The following is a 20,272-nucleotide window of genomic DNA, read 5'->3' as shown; positions in this document are numbered from 1 at the left end:
TTGAATACTGCAAGGATTAGGGGTTAACCCGAAATCCTTGTAAATTTTTTTTTAAAAATTTCGTTAATTGATATCATCTCAGGTTTCATTGTTTACTTCGTTATTAGATCCAGCTATAAGGAAATGAGATGACACTATCACATCAAGAGGTAATTAATCTCCTTGATTTAGTACCTCATCCTACTTGTGAATTGATTTAAACAAGCCTATATAAGTAAACAATTATTCCTCAAAGAGTTTTGTGCAAGTAATTTAATAGTGACCGTTATGTAGGTTCGGTCAAATGTATCATTGTTATCTGATTCTTAAAGAGCGATCAATGTTGTGAACTTATCAATAGAGAGCTAATCAAGTAAAACAATCTCGCTAAAAAAAATCCCGGCGGAAGCCGGGATTCAGGTAGAGGTATAGTGGACCCCAAAAATGAGACAGTGGTGTAAAATAGAAACCATTGTTAAACGGGGTACCAAGTGGCTAAAAAAAAATTTACATCTGACTTCAAAGCAAAGGTAGCAATTGAGGCATTAAAAAGTCACAAGACGACCAATGAATTGGCATCTGAATTTGAGGTGCATGCAACACAAATCAATCTGTGGAAAAAACAATTACTGGATGGAAGCAAGCAATTGTTTAGCGGCAAGCATGACAAAGACATGGACTCCATCATACAAGAACGAGATCGATTATACACGCAAATAGGCCAGCTAGCGGTTGAGTTAGACTGGCTTAAAAAAAAGACCGGTCATCTAAGTTGAGCGTGCGGGAGAAGCGAGCCATGATTGATGTCAATCACCCTACACTCAGCATCGTACGCCAATGTGCATTGGTTAATTTGTCACGCGCTAGCTACTATCGCACTGCTGGCGAAGGAATATGTACCGAGAGCCCAGAGAATCTGGCTTTGATGGTCTTGATTGATGAGGAATACATGCGCCATCCTTTCTATGGAAGCAGAAAGATGCGTTCTTATTTACGTCGCCTTGGCCATGACGTTAACCGTAAGAGAGTGCAGCGTTTGATGCGGATCATGGGTCTGGTTTCAGTGGCACCAAAGCCGAATACGAGTAAAAAGAACAAGGAACAAAAGGTTTATCCCTACTTGCTACGTGGTTTAGTGATTGATCGACCCAATCAGGTTTGGTGCACCGATATTACCTACGTTAGGATGCAAGGAGGCTTTGTATATTTGGTGGCAATAATGGACTGGTATAGCCGCAAGGTGCTCTCTTGGAAGGTATCAAACAGCATGGATGATGACTTTTGTGTAAGCGCGTTGGAGAGCGCCATCAGGCTCCACGGCAGGCCTGATATTTTTAATACGGATCAAGGCTCCCAGTTTACCAGTAAGGCGTTTACCGATGTTTTAAAAGACCATGACATCAAAATTAGCATGGACGGGAAAGGTCGATGGATGGATAATGTGTTCATTGAACGGCTATGGCGTTCAGTCAAATATGAAGATATTTACATAAAAGAATACGGAACAGTTTTAGCACTACGAAATGGTTTAAGGGTGTATTTCAAGTTTTATAACGACGAAAGACCTCATCAATCATTTGGAATATACACGCCGTCAGAGGTTTATGCTGGCCTATATGAGGCTGCAGCGTAATGGAATGCCTGTGGATATGTGGACGCGTCCTGCGGATCAGCCATCGCCCTTCGGGACATGTGGACAAGCCATGGATAACAAAAAGACGTTATCCACCGCTTGACCACACTCGATGGCTTCGCGCCCACATACCCACAGGCTCAATAACAGGTGTTTCATTAACTGCTATTGTGGTTGACTCGTGTGCTACGCACCCTCGTCAACGAAAGAAAGTAGAATTAAAGTTATATCTTAAATTAAACGGATCGCTGTCTTGACAATGGGGTCCACTGTAAGGAGAGGGTAGTTAGTCACGACCTGAAAACGCACCTAACAACTGAAGCAGGCTGACGAACAAATTATAAATTGAGACGAATAATCCAACAGTGGCGGATATGTAGTTTGTTTCACCGTTATGGATTATCTCACTGGTTTGAAACAGGATTAATCCTGATGAAATAAGTACAAATACAGCAGAGATAGTCAATTGTAAGGCAGGCATTTGGAAGAAAATACCAGCTATCATCGCCAATAGAGCGACCATAATGCCTACGAACAGGAATCCGCCAAGAAAGCTGAAGTCTTTTTTAGTGGTCAGGGCATAGCCTGATAATGCAAAAAAGATCATTCCGGTACCGCCTAGTGCTGTAGCTATTAACTGAGGACCATTAGAAAAACTAGTCATGTAAAAGCTCAGAATTGGCCCCAAGGTATATCCCAGAAAACCTGTGAAAGCAAAAACACTGACTAATCCCCAAGCGCTATTTCTCAATGCCTGAGTTAAAAACATCAAACCGTACACACCGACTATCATCAGGAACGGGTTCATTGGCCGAGCGCCACTAGCAAAAGATAAATAGGCGGTTAGTGCACTGAACATAAAGGTTAAACTAAGTAACAGGTAAGTATTACGCAGTACCTTATTGGTTGAAAGAACAGACTCACCACGTTGGGTAAGGATGTTAACATTATTTCGGTTCATTCTTCGAACTCCAGGTTGTTTATAATTAGTCTAGCATATCTCTAGGCAAGTTTCCTGTATTTCAAGTTTGTGACTTGAAATTTTCTAATTAATCTTCATTTGAAGAATAATAGACGCGTTATTATTAATGTGAAATGTCTTTTCTGTCAATTTTGTTTTGGGGTTCTTTGCTTCAATAGAGTAAGATGAATAGAATAGAGTAAGATGAATAGATAAGTTTAAATTTACTAAGGATGTTTTATGGCACGAGTTGGGCTTATCCAAATGGTATCTTCAGCTAAAGTTGCAGATAATTTACAACAAGCGGAACATTATTTGACTTTAGCCAAAGAAGAACAGGCAGTGCTTGCGGTACTTCCTGAGAACTTTGCATTTATGGGCGTCAAGGAAACGGATAAATTACAGGTAGCTGAATATTATGAACAGGGTGCTATACAAAATAAAATAAGTCAGTTAGCGAAAAAACTTGGTTTATGGGTTATAGCAGGAACAATACCTTTAAAAGGTATGGGCTCAAAAGTCAGATCCAGCTGTATTGTTTATGATGATAAGGGTTTAAGCGTTGCACGCTACGATAAAATTCACTTATTTGATGTGCGTGTTTCAGAACAGGAAGCGCACCAGGAATCGGTATCAGTCGAGCGAGGGAATGAGCTTGTCGTTGTTGATACTCCATTAGGTATTATCGGATTAACCGTTTGTTATGATTTACGTTTTCCTGAGCTATATCAGCAATTATTATTAAAAGGCGCACAGATATTTACCGTACCATCGGCTTTTACAGCAGTAACCGGCCTTGCTCATTGGGACATTTTGCTTAGAGCAAGAGCAATAGAAAATCTATGTTACGTATTGGCTCCAAATCAAGGTGGTCACCATGAAAATGGGCGACAGACTTATGGCCATAGCATGGTAATAGAACCTTGGGGCAAAGTTGTTATCCAAAAAGAAGCGGAAACAGGAGCTGGATTAATTACTGCGGATATTGATTTGCAACGTTTGCAACAATTAAGACGACACTTTCCCTGTGTCGATCATCATGTCCTGCTTTAGAAAGTTTATTAAAAGGTGATCAAATGACACAAGCTCTGACAATAGCAAAAAAACTTTTACTGTCTCCCGCATCCCTGGATGAAACGGGAATAGAACAGTTGTTTAAAACAATGGCCAGTCGAAACATAGATGATGCCGATCTATATTTTCAAAGTTGTAGTTATGAATCCTGGTATCTGGAAGACTCCGAAGTGAAAAGTGGCAGCTTTTCTCTTGATAAGGGAGTAGGGATTCGTGCAGTAAGTGGTGATAAAACAGGTTTTGCCTATTGTGATGATATTTTATTACCATCCATGCTTCGAGCCGCCGATGCTGCTCGTTCTATAGCTCTTTCTGGCGGTAAAATGGTGCAGGCTATTCAGGTCAACTGTGCTCCGGTTAGCCGTTATGAAGGTATAAACCCCATTGAAGGTATGAGCAAACAGGAAAAAATTGCTTTACTTGAGGCTATTGACAAAGAAGCCCGGCGAATCGATCCGCGCGTGACTCAGGTGAATGCTTCTTTAAGTGGTTGCTATGAAGTGGTAATGGTCGCTACGATGAATGGACAGATGATGGCTGACGTCAGACCCTTGGTTAGCATTAATGTAAGTGTCATTGTTGAAGACAAAAACGGGAAACGAGAATCCGCCCGTTCTGGTGGGGGAGGTCGAGTGGCCTATTCTTATTTTACCCAAAAAGAAAATGCCCTGAATTACGCTCGGGAAGCAGTGCGAGAGGCGCTGATTAATCTGGATGCCCAACCCGCTCCCGCCGGAACCATGCCTGTGGTTTTGGGCCCAGGCTGGCCGGGGGTTTTACTGCATGAAGCGGTAGGACATGGTCTGGAGGGCGATTTTAATCGTAAAGGCTTGTCAGCATTTTCTGGACGGCTAGGCCAGCCAGTTGCAGCTCCAGGAGTCACTGTAGTGGATGATGGAACCCTGATTGATAGACGTGGATCTCTGACCATTGATGATGAAGGAACTCCTTCTCAGTGTACTACTTTAATTGACAACGGAGTGTTAGTTAACTACATGCAGGATAAATTAAATGCTAAATTAATGGGCATGCAATCTACAGGTAATTGTCGTCGTGAGTCCTATGCCCATGTACCCATGCCACGAATGACCAATACTTATATGTTGGCAGGGCAGCATGATCCGGAAGAGATTATTCGTTCGGTTAAGCATGGCTTGTATGCCGTTAATTTTGGTGGGGGACAAGTTGATATCACTTCAGGTCAATTTGTGTTTTCAGCAAGTGAGGCTTACTTAATTGAAAACGGTAAGGTGACCAAGCCCGTTAAAGGAGCCACTTTAATTGGCAATGGACCTGACGTAATGAAAAAAATCAGCATGATAGGCAATGATTTGGCCTTGGATAGAGGGATTGGTGTGTGTGGTAAAGACGGTCAATCAGTTCCAGTTGGTGTTGGGCAGCCTACTTTGAAAATTGATGCATTAACGGTTGGAGGAACAAGTTAATTTCTGGTCTACTCTAACTCTGTTTGCGCTGACAGTTGGAATGCTTTCTCTGACAGCGTTAAGCAGGCCAAATTACTATTCAAGGCATAAAACTATTATGTATATTTTCCCAAGCTTCCAGTTGCGTTGAGGCCTTTTCTTTCCATTGAGTGTGGATTCGTTTTTGGGTTTCAAACCACCGCATTCTTAACTCAAACTCTTCGTTTCCAGGTGTTTGGGTGAATGATTCCATAATAGTGTTGATTTTATTGATTGATTTATTGAGTCCCTCTATTTGAGAACCCAGAGTATTAAATGAGTTTAACTTAATAAATAACCCTGTTTTTTCCAATTCTAAAGTAACCGTCTCCAGGGCATCAGCTTTGTTAATTACTTCAAAAAGCTGTTGAAGCTGTTGAAAAGTCGGTAGGCTTGGATTGGTCAGAGCGCTGTTATGTTCGATAAAAAACGAGGTAATGGCAGAGAAGTTAATTTGTTTAACAGGAAAAAATTCGGCCATGGTGTAAATAAACAGTGATTTACGTAATACGGGATCTTCAATTTGCTTTTTAAGTGCATCAAATTCTACTCGATTCGCTGTTATTTCAGGACCAGGAGTAAAAAAGGGAGTCCCTTGGCGTTGAGCGGCTAGTAATTTTCGCACTGTTAATAACTGATCTGGTGAAGAAGTTTTGGAAGCTTTAGAAGAAAGAACCTCTTGTGATAAAACGATTAATTTTTCTAATAGAATTAAGTCATGCTTACTGATTTTAAAAGGTAGAAGGCTAGGACCTCTATAATAAGATTCGCCCAGGAGGAATTTATTAGGAGAGGGTTTCAGGGGAGTTGTTTTATTACCTGAAACCTTAAAACCTTGTTGTTCCCAAATCATAATAAATAAATTTCTGAGTGGCTCACAATTTTCAAAACAGATCAAGGACAGAAGTAATGGATGAAGATCAAGGTTGGCTTCTTTTAATTGAGTATTCAGAACAGCACTAAAAGTTACATCAGTTGCTTTCATGCTTTGTTCGGGGGACAGGGTATCTTTTTGTATTGATGCCCGATATTTCTGTGCCAAAGTATTGAGTACAGCCGGGATCTCTGTACCAGAATAGGTAAAAAACAGCACAGAACGATCTGCGTTTGCGTGGTTAAATAGAAACAGAGAGGTATAATAGATAAGTTCGGGCACCTGTTCTTCTGTTAAACCAGGAATAAGATCTAGATCCATCCTAAGCAATAAGGTTAATTCAATACTCAACGTATCAGGGGTTCTAATCCCCTGCTGCATTAACAAGACCTCCAACGTTGGCGGATATTTTTTAGCTAAATAAGTTAATATTTCCTGATAATATCTTAATATTTCAGGAATCAAACTCCGTTCGTCAGCTAGAGTCAGTTGTGCCTCTATTTCTGTAAGCGCCAAACCAAAGACCTACTTGTCTTCATACTGTAAAACAGGAATGATTCTTTGATCCTTGAGTAACTCTGGGTTGACGTTGTAGGGCAATAAGAGTTGAATATCATGCTCATTATTACATTTGGCGACACTCTCAAGCGCGAATTTAAAGTAAGCAAAGACATCCACGCTATGCTCTTTGCATGTTTGCACTAGAGAAAAGAGAATACTCGAAGCATCAGCACCTTTAGTTGATGTATTAAACAACCAATTTTTCCGCCCGATCACAAAGGGTTTGATGGCGCGTTCAGAACGATTATTATCTATTTCAAGCCGACCATCATTAATGTATTGCGTGAGACTATCCCAGTGCTTTATTGAATAAAAAAGTGCTTTTCCGAGTGGCGACTTTGGCAAGGTGGTTTTTTGTTGTGTTAACAACCACTGCTTGAACTCACTTAAAATCGGCTTGGCTTCAGTCATTCGTGCCTGTTTAACTTGCTCATTTGTTGCCTTGTCTTCTTTTAAGCGCTTTTCAATAGCATAAAGTTTCGCGAACCACTCAACCGCTGATTTAGCAATACCGGGTTTGTTTTTAGTGGCTTTGACAATATCAACAAAGTAACGTCTGGCATGCGCCATACAAGCAACATGCTTAATGCGCGACTTATCAAGATTTACATAAGCACTGTAGCAATCGGCATGAAGATAGCCTTCAAACGAATCAAAGAACTGCTTGGCAATCGCATCTTGGCGACTCGAATGATATTGATAAACAAAACAGCGCTTATCTGGTGGACCCCCACCAAAAAGCCACATGTAGGAGGTGCTGGTTGATAACTTGCCTTGTTCATTAAGGACTTGAAGTACGGTTTCATCAGCATAGGCTACATCATAGCTTTGTATTTGTGTCACCATTTTATCAACGATGGGCTTGAGCAGCTCGGCAGCTTTTACCACCCAGTTACCCAAATTAGTACGACTAATCTCAGCGCCCATGCTTTTAAACATATCCTCTTGGCGATATAGAGGTAAATGACGGTTGAACTTAGCATCAATGACCGCTGCCACAAGACCTGCCGTGGCAATGCTCTTTGGAAAAGGTTGTTTAGGTGGCTTGGCTGTTTTAATAGTATCTTCGCATGACTTGCAGGCGTATTTTCTTCTGATGTGAATCACGCGATAAGTGACTTGAGGCAATACATCAAGTTGCTCACTGGTTTCATTGCCAATGTGTGTTAAGGCACAACCGCAAGCACAGTGTTTGTCTGCATCATTGATGTCATGAATGTGCTCGATATAAGGCATGTTTGAGGGGAGTGGCTTGCGGCCAGGTTTTTTCTTTTTAATCGTAATGGTTTTGGTTTCAATAACTTCTTCAGATGTAACATCTTGTGAGCTCAACAGTTCTGCTTCATCAAAGCCTAAATCCAGCTGTTTGTCTTCTTCAAGCTTCTCGCTTTTTCGGCCAAATTTAGCGTTTTTTAATACAAAGAGCTGATGGTGCAGCGCAGAAATAATAATGTCTTTTGATTGAATATGTTCTTGGTGTTTTTTCTCGGACTCGACCAATTTCAGCTGTAAATCAGCCACCATTTGTTCCATGGTTTTGGAGTCTTTTTGAGTGATGTAATTGGTCTTTTTCATGGGCTTATTATACCAAAAAACCAGTGGCCAAACCATCATTTGACCCAATAAAACCAACACGTTTCATTAATAAAAACCACTGTAATCAAGGGCTTTATTCTGAGCCATCAGGTCATAATCAAGGCCTGCCAATAACCAACTTAATTGCTTGTTATCAAGTGTTGCAACATCCATATTTTCATCATATTTTATGATTTTAAACCGGCCTTTTTCCAGACGTTTATAAATCAGGACAAAGCCATTCTTGTCCCAGTACAGCAACTTCACTTTATCACGAGCCCGATTATAGAATAGAGTCAGTGAACCATCTTGTACTATATGGCTCGATAGGTCACTAATAATATAACTCAAGCCGTTAATTGATTTGCGCATATCTATGGGCTGGCTGTATAAATAAATCTGCTGCTGGTCAAATGATATCATCGTGCATCGCCTAATAGCTGGATAAGCGCACTGGCTTTGCTGATGTCTGCTTCAGTTTTAATGTGCAATTTAATACCCGTAGGTAGGATAACTTCCAGACAGGATGTCGGCGCAGCTTTAACTTGGGATAGTTCACGTGCTGGGGTCGTTGATACCTTCAACAGCTTCGGCTCAGCGTTCCCGGAGATCTTTTTATTAAGTCTTCCGCGCCAATAAACAAATTGCTTATATACCAGACCTTGTTGTTCACAAAATTTTGGTTGCGCTAATCCACTTGATTCCCAGAGGCTGTTTTGCTCTGACCAATAGGCCTGTCGATTTGAACTCATACTCATGTCTCCTTTGTTTGTAATTTAAAGGAGTTTGAGTTAATTCACTTGTCCTGTGTAGATGGGGTTGCTTTGGCGCTTACCTATTTCTCCGAGGAATTTATAAACTAAACTTGGAGGATTGGGATGGCTTTTAAAAGGCTCTGTTTGAGTCAAAGCCAAAACCAATTTGAGCATATTAAATTTGTAATTTCCTGTTTTTTTGAGACATTCCCAGTCGCTTACCACCTTGGTTTTATCTAAAGCAGAAATATGTTCAATCCAACTTAAGAAAAAAATTAGTTCATTAGCACATTCGGAACTATCAGTCATTAACTCAGTCACTAACTTAAAAACAGGGTTATTACTAATATAGTGAGTTACCTGAGTGGGATTTACCCATATATTTGGTTTACTGGTGATAGTGAATGATTTTCTGCTTTCGGAATTAACATCATTGAGCCTTGCTATAGCCTGATATGCTTCTTTTTTTATTTCAGAACAAAATACAGTTACATGTTTGTGTGAAACTTCTCCCATAACTACCCCTGGTTCCGGAATTTTAGAATCATCAATCCATTTTTGCTCATAGAGCCACAGAATAAGGAGCAAATCAGCGTATTGCGTTTCTTTAAACAGGAACATGGGAATATTAAGTATGGGAGAGTCTTTGATATGATCGTGTTTCATGTTTAGGTTTACTAATAAAGCAGATGTAGTATTTAGCATGATTAAACTCTGTTAACTTATTTAAAAAGAAAAAACAAATATACATTATTATTATCTAAACGAACAAGATAACTTATGATGAAAAAAATTGATACTTTACAACCAGTTGGTCTAAAATAAATATAATGGCAGGTTTTCCAGGGATTATTCTAGAAAAGGATGAAATATGTCAAAAGATACTAATTTAGGTTCACTAAGCCAATTACTTTTAAAAAATGAAAAGGAAATTGCTACCCGGGTGTATTTAAGACAACCAAGAGAGTGCGTCTGGCATGAATTTACCTGGGCTAAGACGATGCTGCAAGCACGTAAAGTAGCTGCTTTTTTGCAACAGTTAGGGCTAAAAAAAGGCAGTCATGTTGCTATTATTTCTAAAAATTGTGCGGAGTGGTTTATCACAGATTTTGGTATTTATCTGGCGGGTATGGTTAGTGTGCCTCTTTTTAGCAATCAACATGAGAAAAGTATTCACTACATTTTGGAGCATGCTGATATTGAAGCAGTCTTTATAGGTAAATTGGATGATCATCAACTGGTTCGCAGTTATATTCCAGAACAATATATGACTATTGGTTTTGATTATCATAAAGACCTGGAGGTAAATCACAGTTGGTCAGATGTACTGGAAATTCAACCGCTTGTAGAATTAGAAGAACCAAAGCCGGAGGATATCTATACCATTATTTATACCTCAGGAACATCGGGTTTGCCAAAAGGGGCGATGTTTACGAATCAGGCTATAACAAACTATCTGAATCTGTTCCCAGAAGATTTGCTGAGAGTCAGAAAATTAGACCACTATAAATTAATTTCTTACCTTCCGCTGGCCCATATTTACGAGCGATCTGCAATTGAATTAGCTAGTGTCTCTATAAACTGTGATGTTTCTTTTGTAGAGAGTCTGGCTCAGTTTTCTAAAAATTTACAAACAATTCAACCCAATTTTTTTACAGCCGTTCCTCGCATATGGGGTGTTTTCCAGCAAAAAATTGGAGAAAAATTATCTCCGTCATTACTAAATTTTTTATTAAAAACCCCCTTTATCTCCGGTTTAATTAAGAATAAAATTACTCATGGACTGGGTTTAACTGCATGTACTAATTCATTTTCTGGTGCTTCTCCTTTACCTGTCCCTATTTTGGATTTTTTTGAAAAAATAGGTGTAAATATTCAAGAGGGATATGGTCAAACGGAAAATTTAGCCTATGCAACTTTATCCCTGTTAGGTGAAAGAAAGCCCGGTTTTGTGGGTACTCCAAGGCTAGGGGTTGAGATTAAACCCGGAGAGGAGGGAGAGTTGTTGCTTAAGTCCCCTTGTTTAATGTCTGGATATTATAAAGATAAAGAATCAACTAAGAAGGCGTTTACTTCTGAAGGATGGTTGAGAACAGGTGATCTGGTAGAGATTGATGCACAGAATCGAGTTAAAATTGTGGGGAGAACCTCAGAAAATTTCAAAAACCAAAGTGGCGAATTTGTGGCTCCATCACCTATAGAGCGGCAATTTCAAAATGAAATGATCGATCAATTATGTTTAGTAGGCCGTGGCCTTCCTACTAATGTTTTATTAATCACACTAAAAGAAGGGGTTTTGATTCGAAATAAGAAAGAAGAGATCAATAAAGTCCTGGAAGAACTTTGGCATCATGTTAACACTGGCTTAGTAAAATACGAACGAATAGGTCATGTAATCATTGCAAAAGGGGAGTGGACCCCAGCTAATGATTTGTTAACCCCAACCCTTAAAGTGAAGCGGCGCGTTGTAGAGGAATATTATGCTGATGTAATTGGATCTGCATTAGATCAATCGCAGCGTATTTATTGGGAAAAATAAGATTTTAATTTTGCAGTCAAGAGGCTAACCTTGTGAGCAAGGAGCTTATCTCAAATATACGCTCTTCAGGGGTAGTGCTATCTAAACTAAAGCGTAAGCGTTGCGGTCCTTCCATCTGATAACGTTTAGCATGAACCTGAATTAGATTAATTAATACTCCAGGGTTAATCGAGGGTTTTTCATTAAAATCTAATTTGCCCTTTTCCAGGGCTGCACTAATTTTTTGAATACCTAATTTATCTGCTTTTAATTTTAATTCAGTAATGAGCAACAAATGTTTTACAGGCTGAGGTAACAATCCAAAGCGATCAATTAATTCAATTTGTAAATCATGTAATTGTTGTGTGGTTTTAGCATTGGAAATTCTCTTATACATGATCAAGCGATTATGAATGTCACCTATATAATCTTCCGGGATAATCGCACTGATACGCAAGTCTATTTCAGGTCCCTGATGCATGGGCGTTGATAATTCAGGTGTTCTTCCTGCTTTTAAATCATCTACGGCTCTATCGAGCATCTCCATAAATAAATTAAAACCAATAGCGTGCATATTGCCACTTTGATCTTCACCTAACAATTCGCCAGCACCACGAATTTCCAGATCATGAGTTGCCAAGGTAAACCCAGCGCCTAAATCCTCCAGTGAGACTATAGCTTCCAGGCGCTTGACGGCATCGGGGGTTAATAGTTTCTCATCAGGAGTTAGTAAATAAGCATAAGCCTGATGATGTGAACGCCCGACCCGACCTCGTAGCTGATGAAGCTGGGCTAAGCCAAATTTATCAGCTCGATCAATAATAATTGTATTGGCGGTAGGGATATCGATTCCGGTCTCAATAATGGTCGTGCAGACCAACACATTAAAACGGTGATGATAAAAGTCAGACATCACTCGCTCCAATTCTCGCTCGCGCATTTGTCCATGTGCACTACGAATTTTCGCTTCAGGAACAAGGGATTGCAGATCCTGACACACTCTATCAATTGTTTGGACATTATTATGGAGGAAAAACACCTGTCCACCTCTTAAAATTTCACGCAGTAATGCCTCTCTAACTACAATATCCTTTTTTTCCTGCCAAAAAGTTTTGATGGCTAATCGCTTGGCAGGGGGGGTGGCAATTAATGAGATATCTCTAATTCCTGCCATTGCCATATTCAAAGTTCTGGGGATGGGGGTGGCCGTCATGGATAAAATATCAACATGGGTTCTTAGAGATTTCATGTGTTCTTTTTGTTTTACTCCAAAACGATGTTCTTCATCAATAATTAATAATCCCAGATTTTTAAAAGCGATATTACTTTGAAATAATTTATGAGTACCAATTACTATATCTACCTGACCGGAGGACAAGCCTGCCAGGACTCCTTGGGATTCCTTACTACTGCGAAAACGAGATAATAATTCTATATTTATTGGGAAGTCGGCGAAACGATCTCGGAATGATTCAAAATGTTGTCCGGCCAATAGCGTTGTAGGAACCAGCACACACACTTGTTTTCCATTCTGAACCGCCACAAACGCAGCGCGCATTGCGACTTCTGTTTTTCCAAAACCTACATCACCACAAATTAATCGATCCATAGGCCTCGAGGATTGCATGTCATTAATGATTTGGTCTATTGCATTCAACTGATCGCTGGTTTCTGTAAAAGGGAAACCACTGGCAAACTTTATGTATTCAGCTTGATTGAAATCATATTGATGCCCTGGTTGCGCTTCTCTTTTGGCATAAAGATCCAGTAATTCAATAGCAACATCATGGATTTTTTCAGCTGCTTTTTTCTTCTCTTTTTGCCATTGTTCAGAGCCGAGCTTGTGCAAGGGGGCGTGTTCACTGTCAACTCCAGTGTAGCGGCTGATTAAATGAAGTGAGGTGACTGGTACGTATATTTTATCATCGCCTGAATAGGACAGTACTAAAAACTCACTGGACATACCATTAGTGGTGATGTATTGCAGACCTTGATAGCGTCCAACACCAAACTGAAGGTGAACTACTGGCGCCCCTAATCGTAACTCGGCCATATCACGAATAATAAGGTCCGGATCAACAGCCTTCTGAGAACTGCGACGTTGAGGAGTGCTCTGTTCGCCAAATAATTGTGATTCAACAATTAAAACAATATTTTTATTGCTCAACTCACAACCATAAATTAGTGGTCCAGTTGTTATATTGAGCGGTACATTATCATTGATAAAATCTTGCCAGCAAGGTTGTACTTTAGGAGCAAGTCCACTCAGTTTTAATAAATCCAGTAAGACTTCACGGCGGCCAGCACTTTCAACAATAATTAAATATCGACGAGCAGTATTAGCGCAATACTCTCGTAAAAGACTCAATGGCTCAGGTGTTTTTCTATCTATAGGTAATTGCGGTGCTATGGCAATATCAAAATTGAGAGCCCCTTTTCTTTCGGAAGGTTTATGAAACAATCGCAATTGTTCGTAGGTGTTGGCTTGTGTTAATAATTCGGTTGGATTAATAAAACATGCAGCTGGTGCGAGTATAGGCCGAGTGATGTCATAACGCCTTTGCTCATATCGTTCGGTTAACTCCTGCCAGAACTGCTCTGCATTTTCCTGAATATCTTCTATGAGACAAATTTTAGCATTTTGGGGTAAATAATCAAAAAAAGTGACCGTTTTTTCAAAAAAAAGAGGAAGAAAATATTCTATGCCCGAAGGAAATTGACCGTTGGTAATGGCTTCATAAATAGGGCATTGGCTCGGGTTTCCTGGAAAGAGCTCTCTAAATGCTTTTCTAAAAAGAGTCTGACTTTGCTCATTCAAAGGGAACTCTCGAGCTGGCAAAACGTTAATTTCCGATATTTTTTCTATAGTGCGCTGTGTTTCGGTATCAAATTCTCTCAGGCTTTCGATTTCATCATCAAACAGTTCGATACGAAAGGGCAAGCCACTCCCCATGGGGTAAACATCAATAATCGATCCGCGTAGGGCAAATTCGCCATGTTCCAGAACTTTATTGACACAATGATATCCGGATTGTTGCAGCTGAGTTCTAAAGGAATTTAACTCTAATTTTTGACCCTCTCTAAGCATCAATGCATATTGATTTAAAAATTCAGGGGGACAAAGTTTATGCATTAAGGTGCTTGCTGAGGTAATTATTATCGCATTGGTGACTTGCTGCACACGGCTTAGCGTATGAAGTCGTTCCGAAATAATATCCTGGTGTGGCGAGAACTGATCATAAGGCAAGGTTTCCCAGTCGGGGAAAAATAATAATTCCTGATGAGTATTTTGCTCATTGAGGAAAAATTGTAATTCATCCTGGAGTTGACTTGCGCTGAGATTATCCCGAGCAATAAGCAGTTTCACACCGGGTGTTTGCTGGCAATATTCGGCTAAGGCAAGCGCCAGGCTGCTACCATACAATTGTCCCCATATTTGTTTGGACTTAGTGGTTTGAAAGAGTAGCGTATTTGTCACCATGGAATTACGGATCATGACTTAAAGAGGGAGCATTATACCTTTATATTTAATCTTCTGCATCTTAAAGATTCGGTACACTACTTCTTAACAGCCTCACAAGGTCGTTAGATCAAAAAACATACCGTTCGGGCTGAGTGGCGTTTACGCCGTCTCGAAGCCTCAACGTCAAACCAGGAAGGCTTCGAGACAGCGCTAAAGCGCTTCCTCAGCCTGAACGGATCGAGGAAGACATGGCTAAAACTCCTAGCTTGACGGCTATGGGTTAAGCAGGAGCCCCTTCCACCTCACACGTGATTTCCTTATGAGTGTCGCTGTTTAAGACACGTTGGGACAAGTAAAGGGTTAGCATACTAAGCGGTAAAAGGCATGCTAAATCAAAGGGAAAATGCAAGAGCCCTATACCACCGAAGGAACCATAATAAGAGACTATGAGCAGCGAGGACATATAAAATATGAACCAATAAAGTGGATAATTTGGCGTAAAAAGGCTTTTACCATGATAAGTTATAGCTATAAAAAGACCGATTAGTAACGCCACATCAAGTTTCCATAAAATAGAGAAGCCACACCAGTACAACATCAGGTTACAAATATAAAAAGCGAGATGAGAAAAAAATACGTGACTGGAAAGTTTGAACGGTCTATGAGTGTTCGGTTGCAATTTTCGCATGGCTAGAAGACAAATAGGACCGATACTATAAGAAAGAATACTGGCTGAGGAAAGAAATGCTACCAGTTTTTGCCAGCCAGGGAAGGGTAAGAAAGAAAAAACACCGACTAAAAAATTCGCATAGAGGGTTATATATGGAATTTTATGCCGATTCACTTTTAAAAACACTTTGGGCAAGTGATGATTTAGAGCCATTCCATATACTATTCTGGAAGTTGCTGCAGTATAGACAAGGGTTGTTCCAAAGGGAGAAAAGGCGGCATCTATCATTAAAAGAGTAGCCACAACTCCTAATCCGAGTAACAAAGTTAACCCCACCAGAGGACCACTGTCACCGGGATAATTCAATGCACTCCAACCCTGGGTCAGATACTTTTGCGGCACTGCGGCAAGAAAACTTAATTGCAACATAAAATATAAAATAAAACCAATCAGGACTGCACCTAAAATCGCTATCGGAATATTGCGTTGAGGATTTTTCACCTCACCTGCCAGGATTAAACCATTCTGAAACCCTGTAAAGGCAAATATTACTCCTCCTGCAGAGAGTGCGGCAAAGATATTTGCCCAGCTGGACTTATCACCTAAATGGATGCTGACGTTCGCCATATTAGGTGCGCTATGTAAAAGAGCAATGATCGCAATAGCAGGCAAGGTAAATTTAATGATACTGGCGTATTTGTTGCACTCAGCCAGCATTTTAATGCCATAAGAGTTCAGGAGGACGACAAAAAGCATGATTCCTATAGCAACCAGATATCCATAACCTGACAATCTGAGGGTTGTAGGATCATTCACAATTAAAGTGGGAAAAAAATGACTGGAATATTGGAGAATGGCCTGGATTTCAATCGGAGTCATAACAACATAAGAAAGCCAGGAGGTCCAGGCGAATAAAAAGCCAACTTCCTGACCGTGGGTAAACGAAGGATAATTAGACATTCCGCCTGATATAGGAAACATGGTTCCTAATTCACATAAGGGCAGGGCAATAAATATCATGAAAAGAGCTGCTATTACCCAACTTATTAAAGCATTGGACCCTGCCATTTGAGCACTAATGAAGGGGCTAAAAAGCCATCCGGAGCCGACCATTCCTCCTGCGGAAGCAATGAGTATGTTTGTTGTAGAAATATCACGTTTCAGCACAGTAGTTTCCTTTTTAAAGGTTCAACAACTTCTATCCATAACCGTTTATCGCTATAAGGCATACGAGGCGGGTTACACCTTAGGTCTTATTACACTATAGATGTTTCAAGAGATGATTCCAATTCTTTCAAATCCATTTCAACAGATTCAATTTTCTGAAAACGAGAAGTGATTTTTTTTGCCGATGTATTGACTTCATTTACATCCTGATGAGCCAAATCAATATGCTTGGATAATTTATCCATACGTTTTTCAAAACGCTGGAAATCATCAGCCAGCGCGTGCAAATGCTTTTGGATGATGTGAACCTGTTTTCTTGTCGCATCATCTTTTAATACCGCTTTCGCCGTTGTAAGAACGGCCATAAGGGTACTTGGTGAAACCAACCATACCTTCATTCTTTGTGACATGGAAATCAATTCGGGATAATTGGCGTGAATTTCAGCGAAGATAGATTCAGCTGGAATAAACATCATGGCCCCATCAGTAGTTTCATTCGGTATAATGTATTTTTCGGCGATGTCTTTAATGTGTTTTTGAATGTCTTGACGAAATTGTTGTTGCAGGGATTTTCTCTCAACAGAAACGGCCTCTGTATTGATTAGTCGTTGATAGGTTTCCAAGGGGAATTTGGCATCAATCACTACATTTCCCGTGGGTTCAGGTAAAAATAAAATGCAATCTGCACGTTTTTGGTTACTTAAGGTATATTGCATTTGATAGTGAGCGCTGGGAATCATATTGCTTATCAGAGTAGAAAGCTGAACCTCGCCAAATGCACCTCTGGCTTTTTTGTCTACCAATACATCCTGCAGACTGACGACATGATTGGAAAGTTCAGTAATTTTTTTTTGCGCTTCATCGATAATGGTTAATCTTTTCACAACATCAATAAAAGTGGATGAGGTTTTTTCAAAACCTTCCGTCAATTTATGATTTACTTGTTGGGTAAGAGTATGCAGGTGAGTGCGAATTTCTTCGGTAAGTATTTGCAAGTGGGAAGTAAGGGAGCTCGCATGCTGTTTGAAACTGTGATTCATTTGCTCTCTTACATCACTCATTTGTTTTTGGATGGTATCACTCATGAGCAATTGCATAGACAGCTGGCCTTGAGCTACTTTTTCATTAATGGAGTGTTGGCTGCTTTGATACGATTGGCTTAAATCAAGATGTAACTGATGAAGCTGTGTTGTTAATGCTTGTTGAATTTTTTCATGGAGCAGTTCACTTAGAGCCTTCTGCTGATTTTGTTTTTTAAAAAACCAGAGAAGCAGGACGAACTGAAGGGCAATGCCGTATCCTATGCCCTCCATCAGTGTAATAGAAGAAAAAAATAACATTCATTATTCCAGTAATTTAGTAACCTTAATTGGTTGGTTATATTGATAGACGGTTTTTAATTGGCCGTAATCCAACAGACGTAAATAACCTAAGTAGAGACTATCGTCTGATAATTGTCTGGAGTTGTCAAAGGTAAATTCGATTACCTGATTGCCTGATTCACACCATTGAGCACTTTGAGTGGTTTCAATGGGCATAATTTCACCATTGCTGTTTTTATGAAATATTACGCTTTGCAATGCGTATCTGCTTGCGGTTGCAACATCCACGGTAGCCCTAAAAGTTAATGGCTTGGATGAGGTTTTAGTGATGGTCAATAAACTGGCAGATGGAATTGAGTAAGAAAATGCGGTATGCCCACTTCGCTTGATTCGTGTTTCGCCTATATCAGTTTCTATGTTTGCTTCAATATACCAATTTTCACCATGATCATTTAATTCAGAATCAAGAACAGTAATGGCTTCGAATTTGTTCCGTTTGAGTCTGGTTAATTTTAAGGGGGTAACTTGTCCTCTGGGACCCACCAGAGAAAGATCAATATCGCTAATGGAATAATCAGCGTCATTATCTTTAAGAGTAATTGTTGAGGTTAATTTTTCACCGTATTGATAATGAACTGAATCAGATTCAACTTGTAAGTAAAGTAAAGAGAACTTGTCCAATACACTGATTAGGTAAGCATTAGAATTTTTTCCATTAAAATCTGTACTTTTGATGATAAATTTACCAGCACCTAATTCAGGTTTAATTTGCAATATGGTTTGATATCTTGTTGCAAAGTACTCATCTCCTGATACTTCATCCTGGCTGTAAAGAGAGGAGGCATCTTTCAAATTCATTAGTTTACTGGTGGATGCTTTAATCAGCAATTGAGGAACCGGTTTTTTTTGTAAGGGCGTTATGCGAATTACTGCTCCTGGTGCCAATGTTGTTACGACCACACCAGCCTGCAATTGTTTGGCGGTCACTCGTTCTTTATATCCGAAACTTTTTTGGATATTGGTGATTTTCTTATTCAATGGCTCATCCGAAATGCTCCATTTATCTTGCAGTTTTTCATGCGATAATTTGCTGCAAAGATCGCATTCGTATGCCTTTGTCGTTTGGCTGGGTAAAGTGTATGCATGGATTTGTGAGAAACCCAATGCAGACATCAAAATAAGGTGAGTGGTCTTTATTTTCATTATGCAACTCCGTTTGCAGCTATAGCAGTGAGAAGAATTTCATCCAAACCAAAACAGGAATGACGGCTTTGATTATGACTTAAAGGGATATTATTTTCTGTTTTATCCAAATCATAAAACCAGACATCTCCAGCTTCTGCTTGTGAAGAACAATTTAAAAAACCATCAGAACAGGGATCAAGATATAATTTAGCAATTTTAAGACCACTATTATGCCAGTACCCATTGCAATAACTGGATGAAGAAAAAGGAGATGCGAACACATCAGTACCTACAATGACTTTAAATGGTACCGATAAAGAAGGACGACCTTTTCCACCCAAGAGTAGTTCTTGATTAAAAATAAGCATATCAGAGACACGCTGTTGTTTTACGGCATCAGAGATGTAGCCCAATAACCAGGCGAGACTGGTTTCAAATACACCGCCATTCAGCACCTCGTCTGCCAAGGGGGTTCCTCCACTTGATGGTGCTATAGCAATCACTTGTTTAATTTTGTGTGTTAGCCTCAGAAATTTTTCATCGTAGGTAGGATTTGAAAGAATCCACCGTATGATATTGGCACCATCAGAGTGAGTATAAACAGTAAGAGAGCTGATATTTTTATCAGCTATAAAAGTTAAAAGCTGAACGGTAGTACAATTCGCGGCATCTTCATGCCACATGTAACGGCTAAAATCACAATGGACTATAAAATAATTTTCTGGATTTTCCATGCGCTGAATAACACTTTGAATAAACTCCGTTTTCCAATATCCTCCGTAAGCATCCTCGCGATGATCTCGAGTACCATGAACAAAGGCGATCCCTTGATTTTCGTCTGTGGGTGGAGTTGCCTGGAGTGAAGTAAAAAATACAAACAAAAAAAAAGTAATTAAAACACGGTGAAGTTCCATTTCTCTTATGCCTCATTTATGGTATTCAATATCTATAACATGGATTTTATATCATGTTCAAGAAGTGAATGCCGGGGAGGATAGATGCTAAAAATCAGTGAAAAACTGTGTGGTTAATAATGCTAATATTCGAAATTGAACATAATAATGATAAACTG

The 20,272-nt window shown here is 39.7% G+C and carries 14 protein-coding genes and 1 pseudogene; 4 read left to right on the top strand and 11 right to left on the bottom strand.

All coding sequences use genetic code 11. The features are described 5' to 3' along the window. The first annotated feature begins 470 nt into the window (after positions 1 to 470). A pseudogene (locus HRS36_RS12345) lies at positions 471 to 1,612 on the top strand (IS3 family transposase). A 286-nt stretch (positions 1,613 to 1,898) separates the two neighbouring features. Here the strand turns inward: HRS36_RS12345 and HRS36_RS12340 are convergent. After that, on the bottom strand, positions 1,899 to 2,573 hold the full coding sequence (locus HRS36_RS12340; RefSeq protein ID WP_173237532.1) for a Bax inhibitor-1/YccA family protein: 675 nt from the start codon (positions 2,571 to 2,573) through the stop codon (positions 1,899 to 1,901). Positions 2,574 to 2,813: 240 nt separating this feature from the next. On the opposite strand from HRS36_RS12340, the gene HRS36_RS12335 reads away from it, so the two are divergent. Both HRS36_RS12335 and tldD read left to right on the top strand, forming a co-directional pair. After that, positions 2,814 to 3,626 (top strand): carbon-nitrogen hydrolase family protein, encoded by an 813-nt coding sequence (locus HRS36_RS12335; RefSeq protein ID WP_173237531.1) that lies wholly within the window; start codon positions 2,814 to 2,816, stop codon positions 3,624 to 3,626. A 23-nt stretch (positions 3,627 to 3,649) separates the two neighbouring features. After that, on the top strand, positions 3,650 to 5,092 hold the full coding sequence (gene tldD / locus HRS36_RS12330; RefSeq protein WP_173237530.1) for a metalloprotease TldD: 1,443 nt from the start codon (positions 3,650 to 3,652) through the stop codon (positions 5,090 to 5,092). A 79-nt stretch (positions 5,093 to 5,171) separates the two neighbouring features. Here the strand turns inward: tldD and HRS36_RS12325 are convergent, their stop codons facing one another. The 5 genes from HRS36_RS12325 to HRS36_RS12305 are packed head-to-tail and all read right to left on the bottom strand — an operon-like array spanning position 5,172 to position 9,580. Continuing rightward, positions 5,172 to 6,500: a hypothetical protein gene (locus HRS36_RS12325; RefSeq protein WP_226905467.1), complete on the bottom strand. Its 1,329-nt coding sequence runs from the start codon at positions 6,498 to 6,500 to the stop codon at positions 5,172 to 5,174. 9 nt (positions 6,501 to 6,509) lie between these two features. Beyond that, positions 6,510 to 8,159 (bottom strand): IS66 family transposase, encoded by a 1,650-nt coding sequence (gene tnpC / locus HRS36_RS12320; RefSeq protein ID WP_226905466.1) that lies wholly within the window; start codon positions 8,157 to 8,159, stop codon positions 6,510 to 6,512. 27 nt (positions 8,160 to 8,186) lie between these two features. Then, positions 8,187 to 8,543, bottom strand: coding sequence for an IS66 family insertion sequence element accessory protein TnpB (gene tnpB / locus HRS36_RS12315; protein WP_173236292.1), 357 nt, complete (start codon positions 8,541 to 8,543; stop codon positions 8,187 to 8,189). Further along, entirely contained in the window at positions 8,540 to 8,872 is a 333-nt protein-coding gene (gene tnpA, locus HRS36_RS12310; RefSeq protein ID WP_173236269.1) for an IS66 family insertion sequence element accessory protein TnpA, read from the bottom strand. Before tnpA ends, tnpB begins: the two co-directional genes overlap by 4 nt. Positions 8,873 to 8,911: 39 nt before the next feature. After that, positions 8,912 to 9,580 (bottom strand): hypothetical protein, encoded by a 669-nt coding sequence (locus tag HRS36_RS12305; protein WP_173237528.1) that lies wholly within the window; start codon positions 9,578 to 9,580, stop codon positions 8,912 to 8,914. 166 nt (positions 9,581 to 9,746) lie between these two features. Here HRS36_RS12305 and HRS36_RS12300 point away from each other — a divergent pair, with 166 nt between their 5' ends. After that, positions 9,747 to 11,414 (top strand): AMP-binding protein, encoded by a 1,668-nt coding sequence (locus tag HRS36_RS12300; protein WP_173237527.1) that lies wholly within the window; start codon positions 9,747 to 9,749, stop codon positions 11,412 to 11,414. Positions 11,415 to 11,430: 16 nt separating this feature from the next. On the opposite strand, the gene mfd is transcribed toward HRS36_RS12300, so the two are convergent. The 5 genes from mfd to HRS36_RS12275 form a co-directional block, all read right to left on the bottom strand. Further along, positions 11,431 to 14,874, bottom strand: coding sequence for a transcription-repair coupling factor (gene mfd / locus HRS36_RS12295; RefSeq protein WP_173237526.1), 3,444 nt, complete (start codon positions 14,872 to 14,874; stop codon positions 11,431 to 11,433). Positions 14,875 to 15,136: 262 nt separating this feature from the next. Then, complete coding sequence (locus HRS36_RS12290; RefSeq protein ID WP_173237525.1) at positions 15,137 to 16,693, bottom strand: APC family permease; 1,557 nt, start codon at positions 16,691 to 16,693, stop codon at positions 15,137 to 15,139. A gap of 89 nt (positions 16,694 to 16,782) precedes the next feature. Further along, a complete protein-coding gene (locus HRS36_RS12285) occupies positions 16,783 to 18,033 on the bottom strand; it encodes a DNA recombination protein RmuC (protein ID WP_173237524.1) in 1,251 nt (416 codons plus the stop codon). 3 nt (positions 18,034 to 18,036) lie between these two features. Continuing rightward, complete coding sequence (locus HRS36_RS12280) at positions 18,037 to 19,218, bottom strand: DUF4785 domain-containing protein (RefSeq protein ID WP_226905465.1); 1,182 nt, start codon at positions 19,216 to 19,218, stop codon at positions 18,037 to 18,039. Further along, positions 19,218 to 20,114: a hypothetical protein gene (locus tag HRS36_RS12275; RefSeq protein ID WP_173237523.1), complete on the bottom strand. Its 897-nt coding sequence runs from the start codon at positions 20,112 to 20,114 to the stop codon at positions 19,218 to 19,220. Before HRS36_RS12275 ends, HRS36_RS12280 begins: the two co-directional genes overlap by 1 nt. Positions 20,115 to 20,272 lie beyond the last annotated feature (158 nt).

The organism is Legionella antarctica, assembly GCF_011764505.1.
Taxonomy (GTDB): domain Bacteria; phylum Pseudomonadota; class Gammaproteobacteria; order Legionellales; family Legionellaceae; genus Legionella; species Legionella antarctica.
The sequence above is the reverse complement of the archived record's forward strand: the minus strand, read 5'-3'. Positions and strand labels throughout refer to the sequence as shown.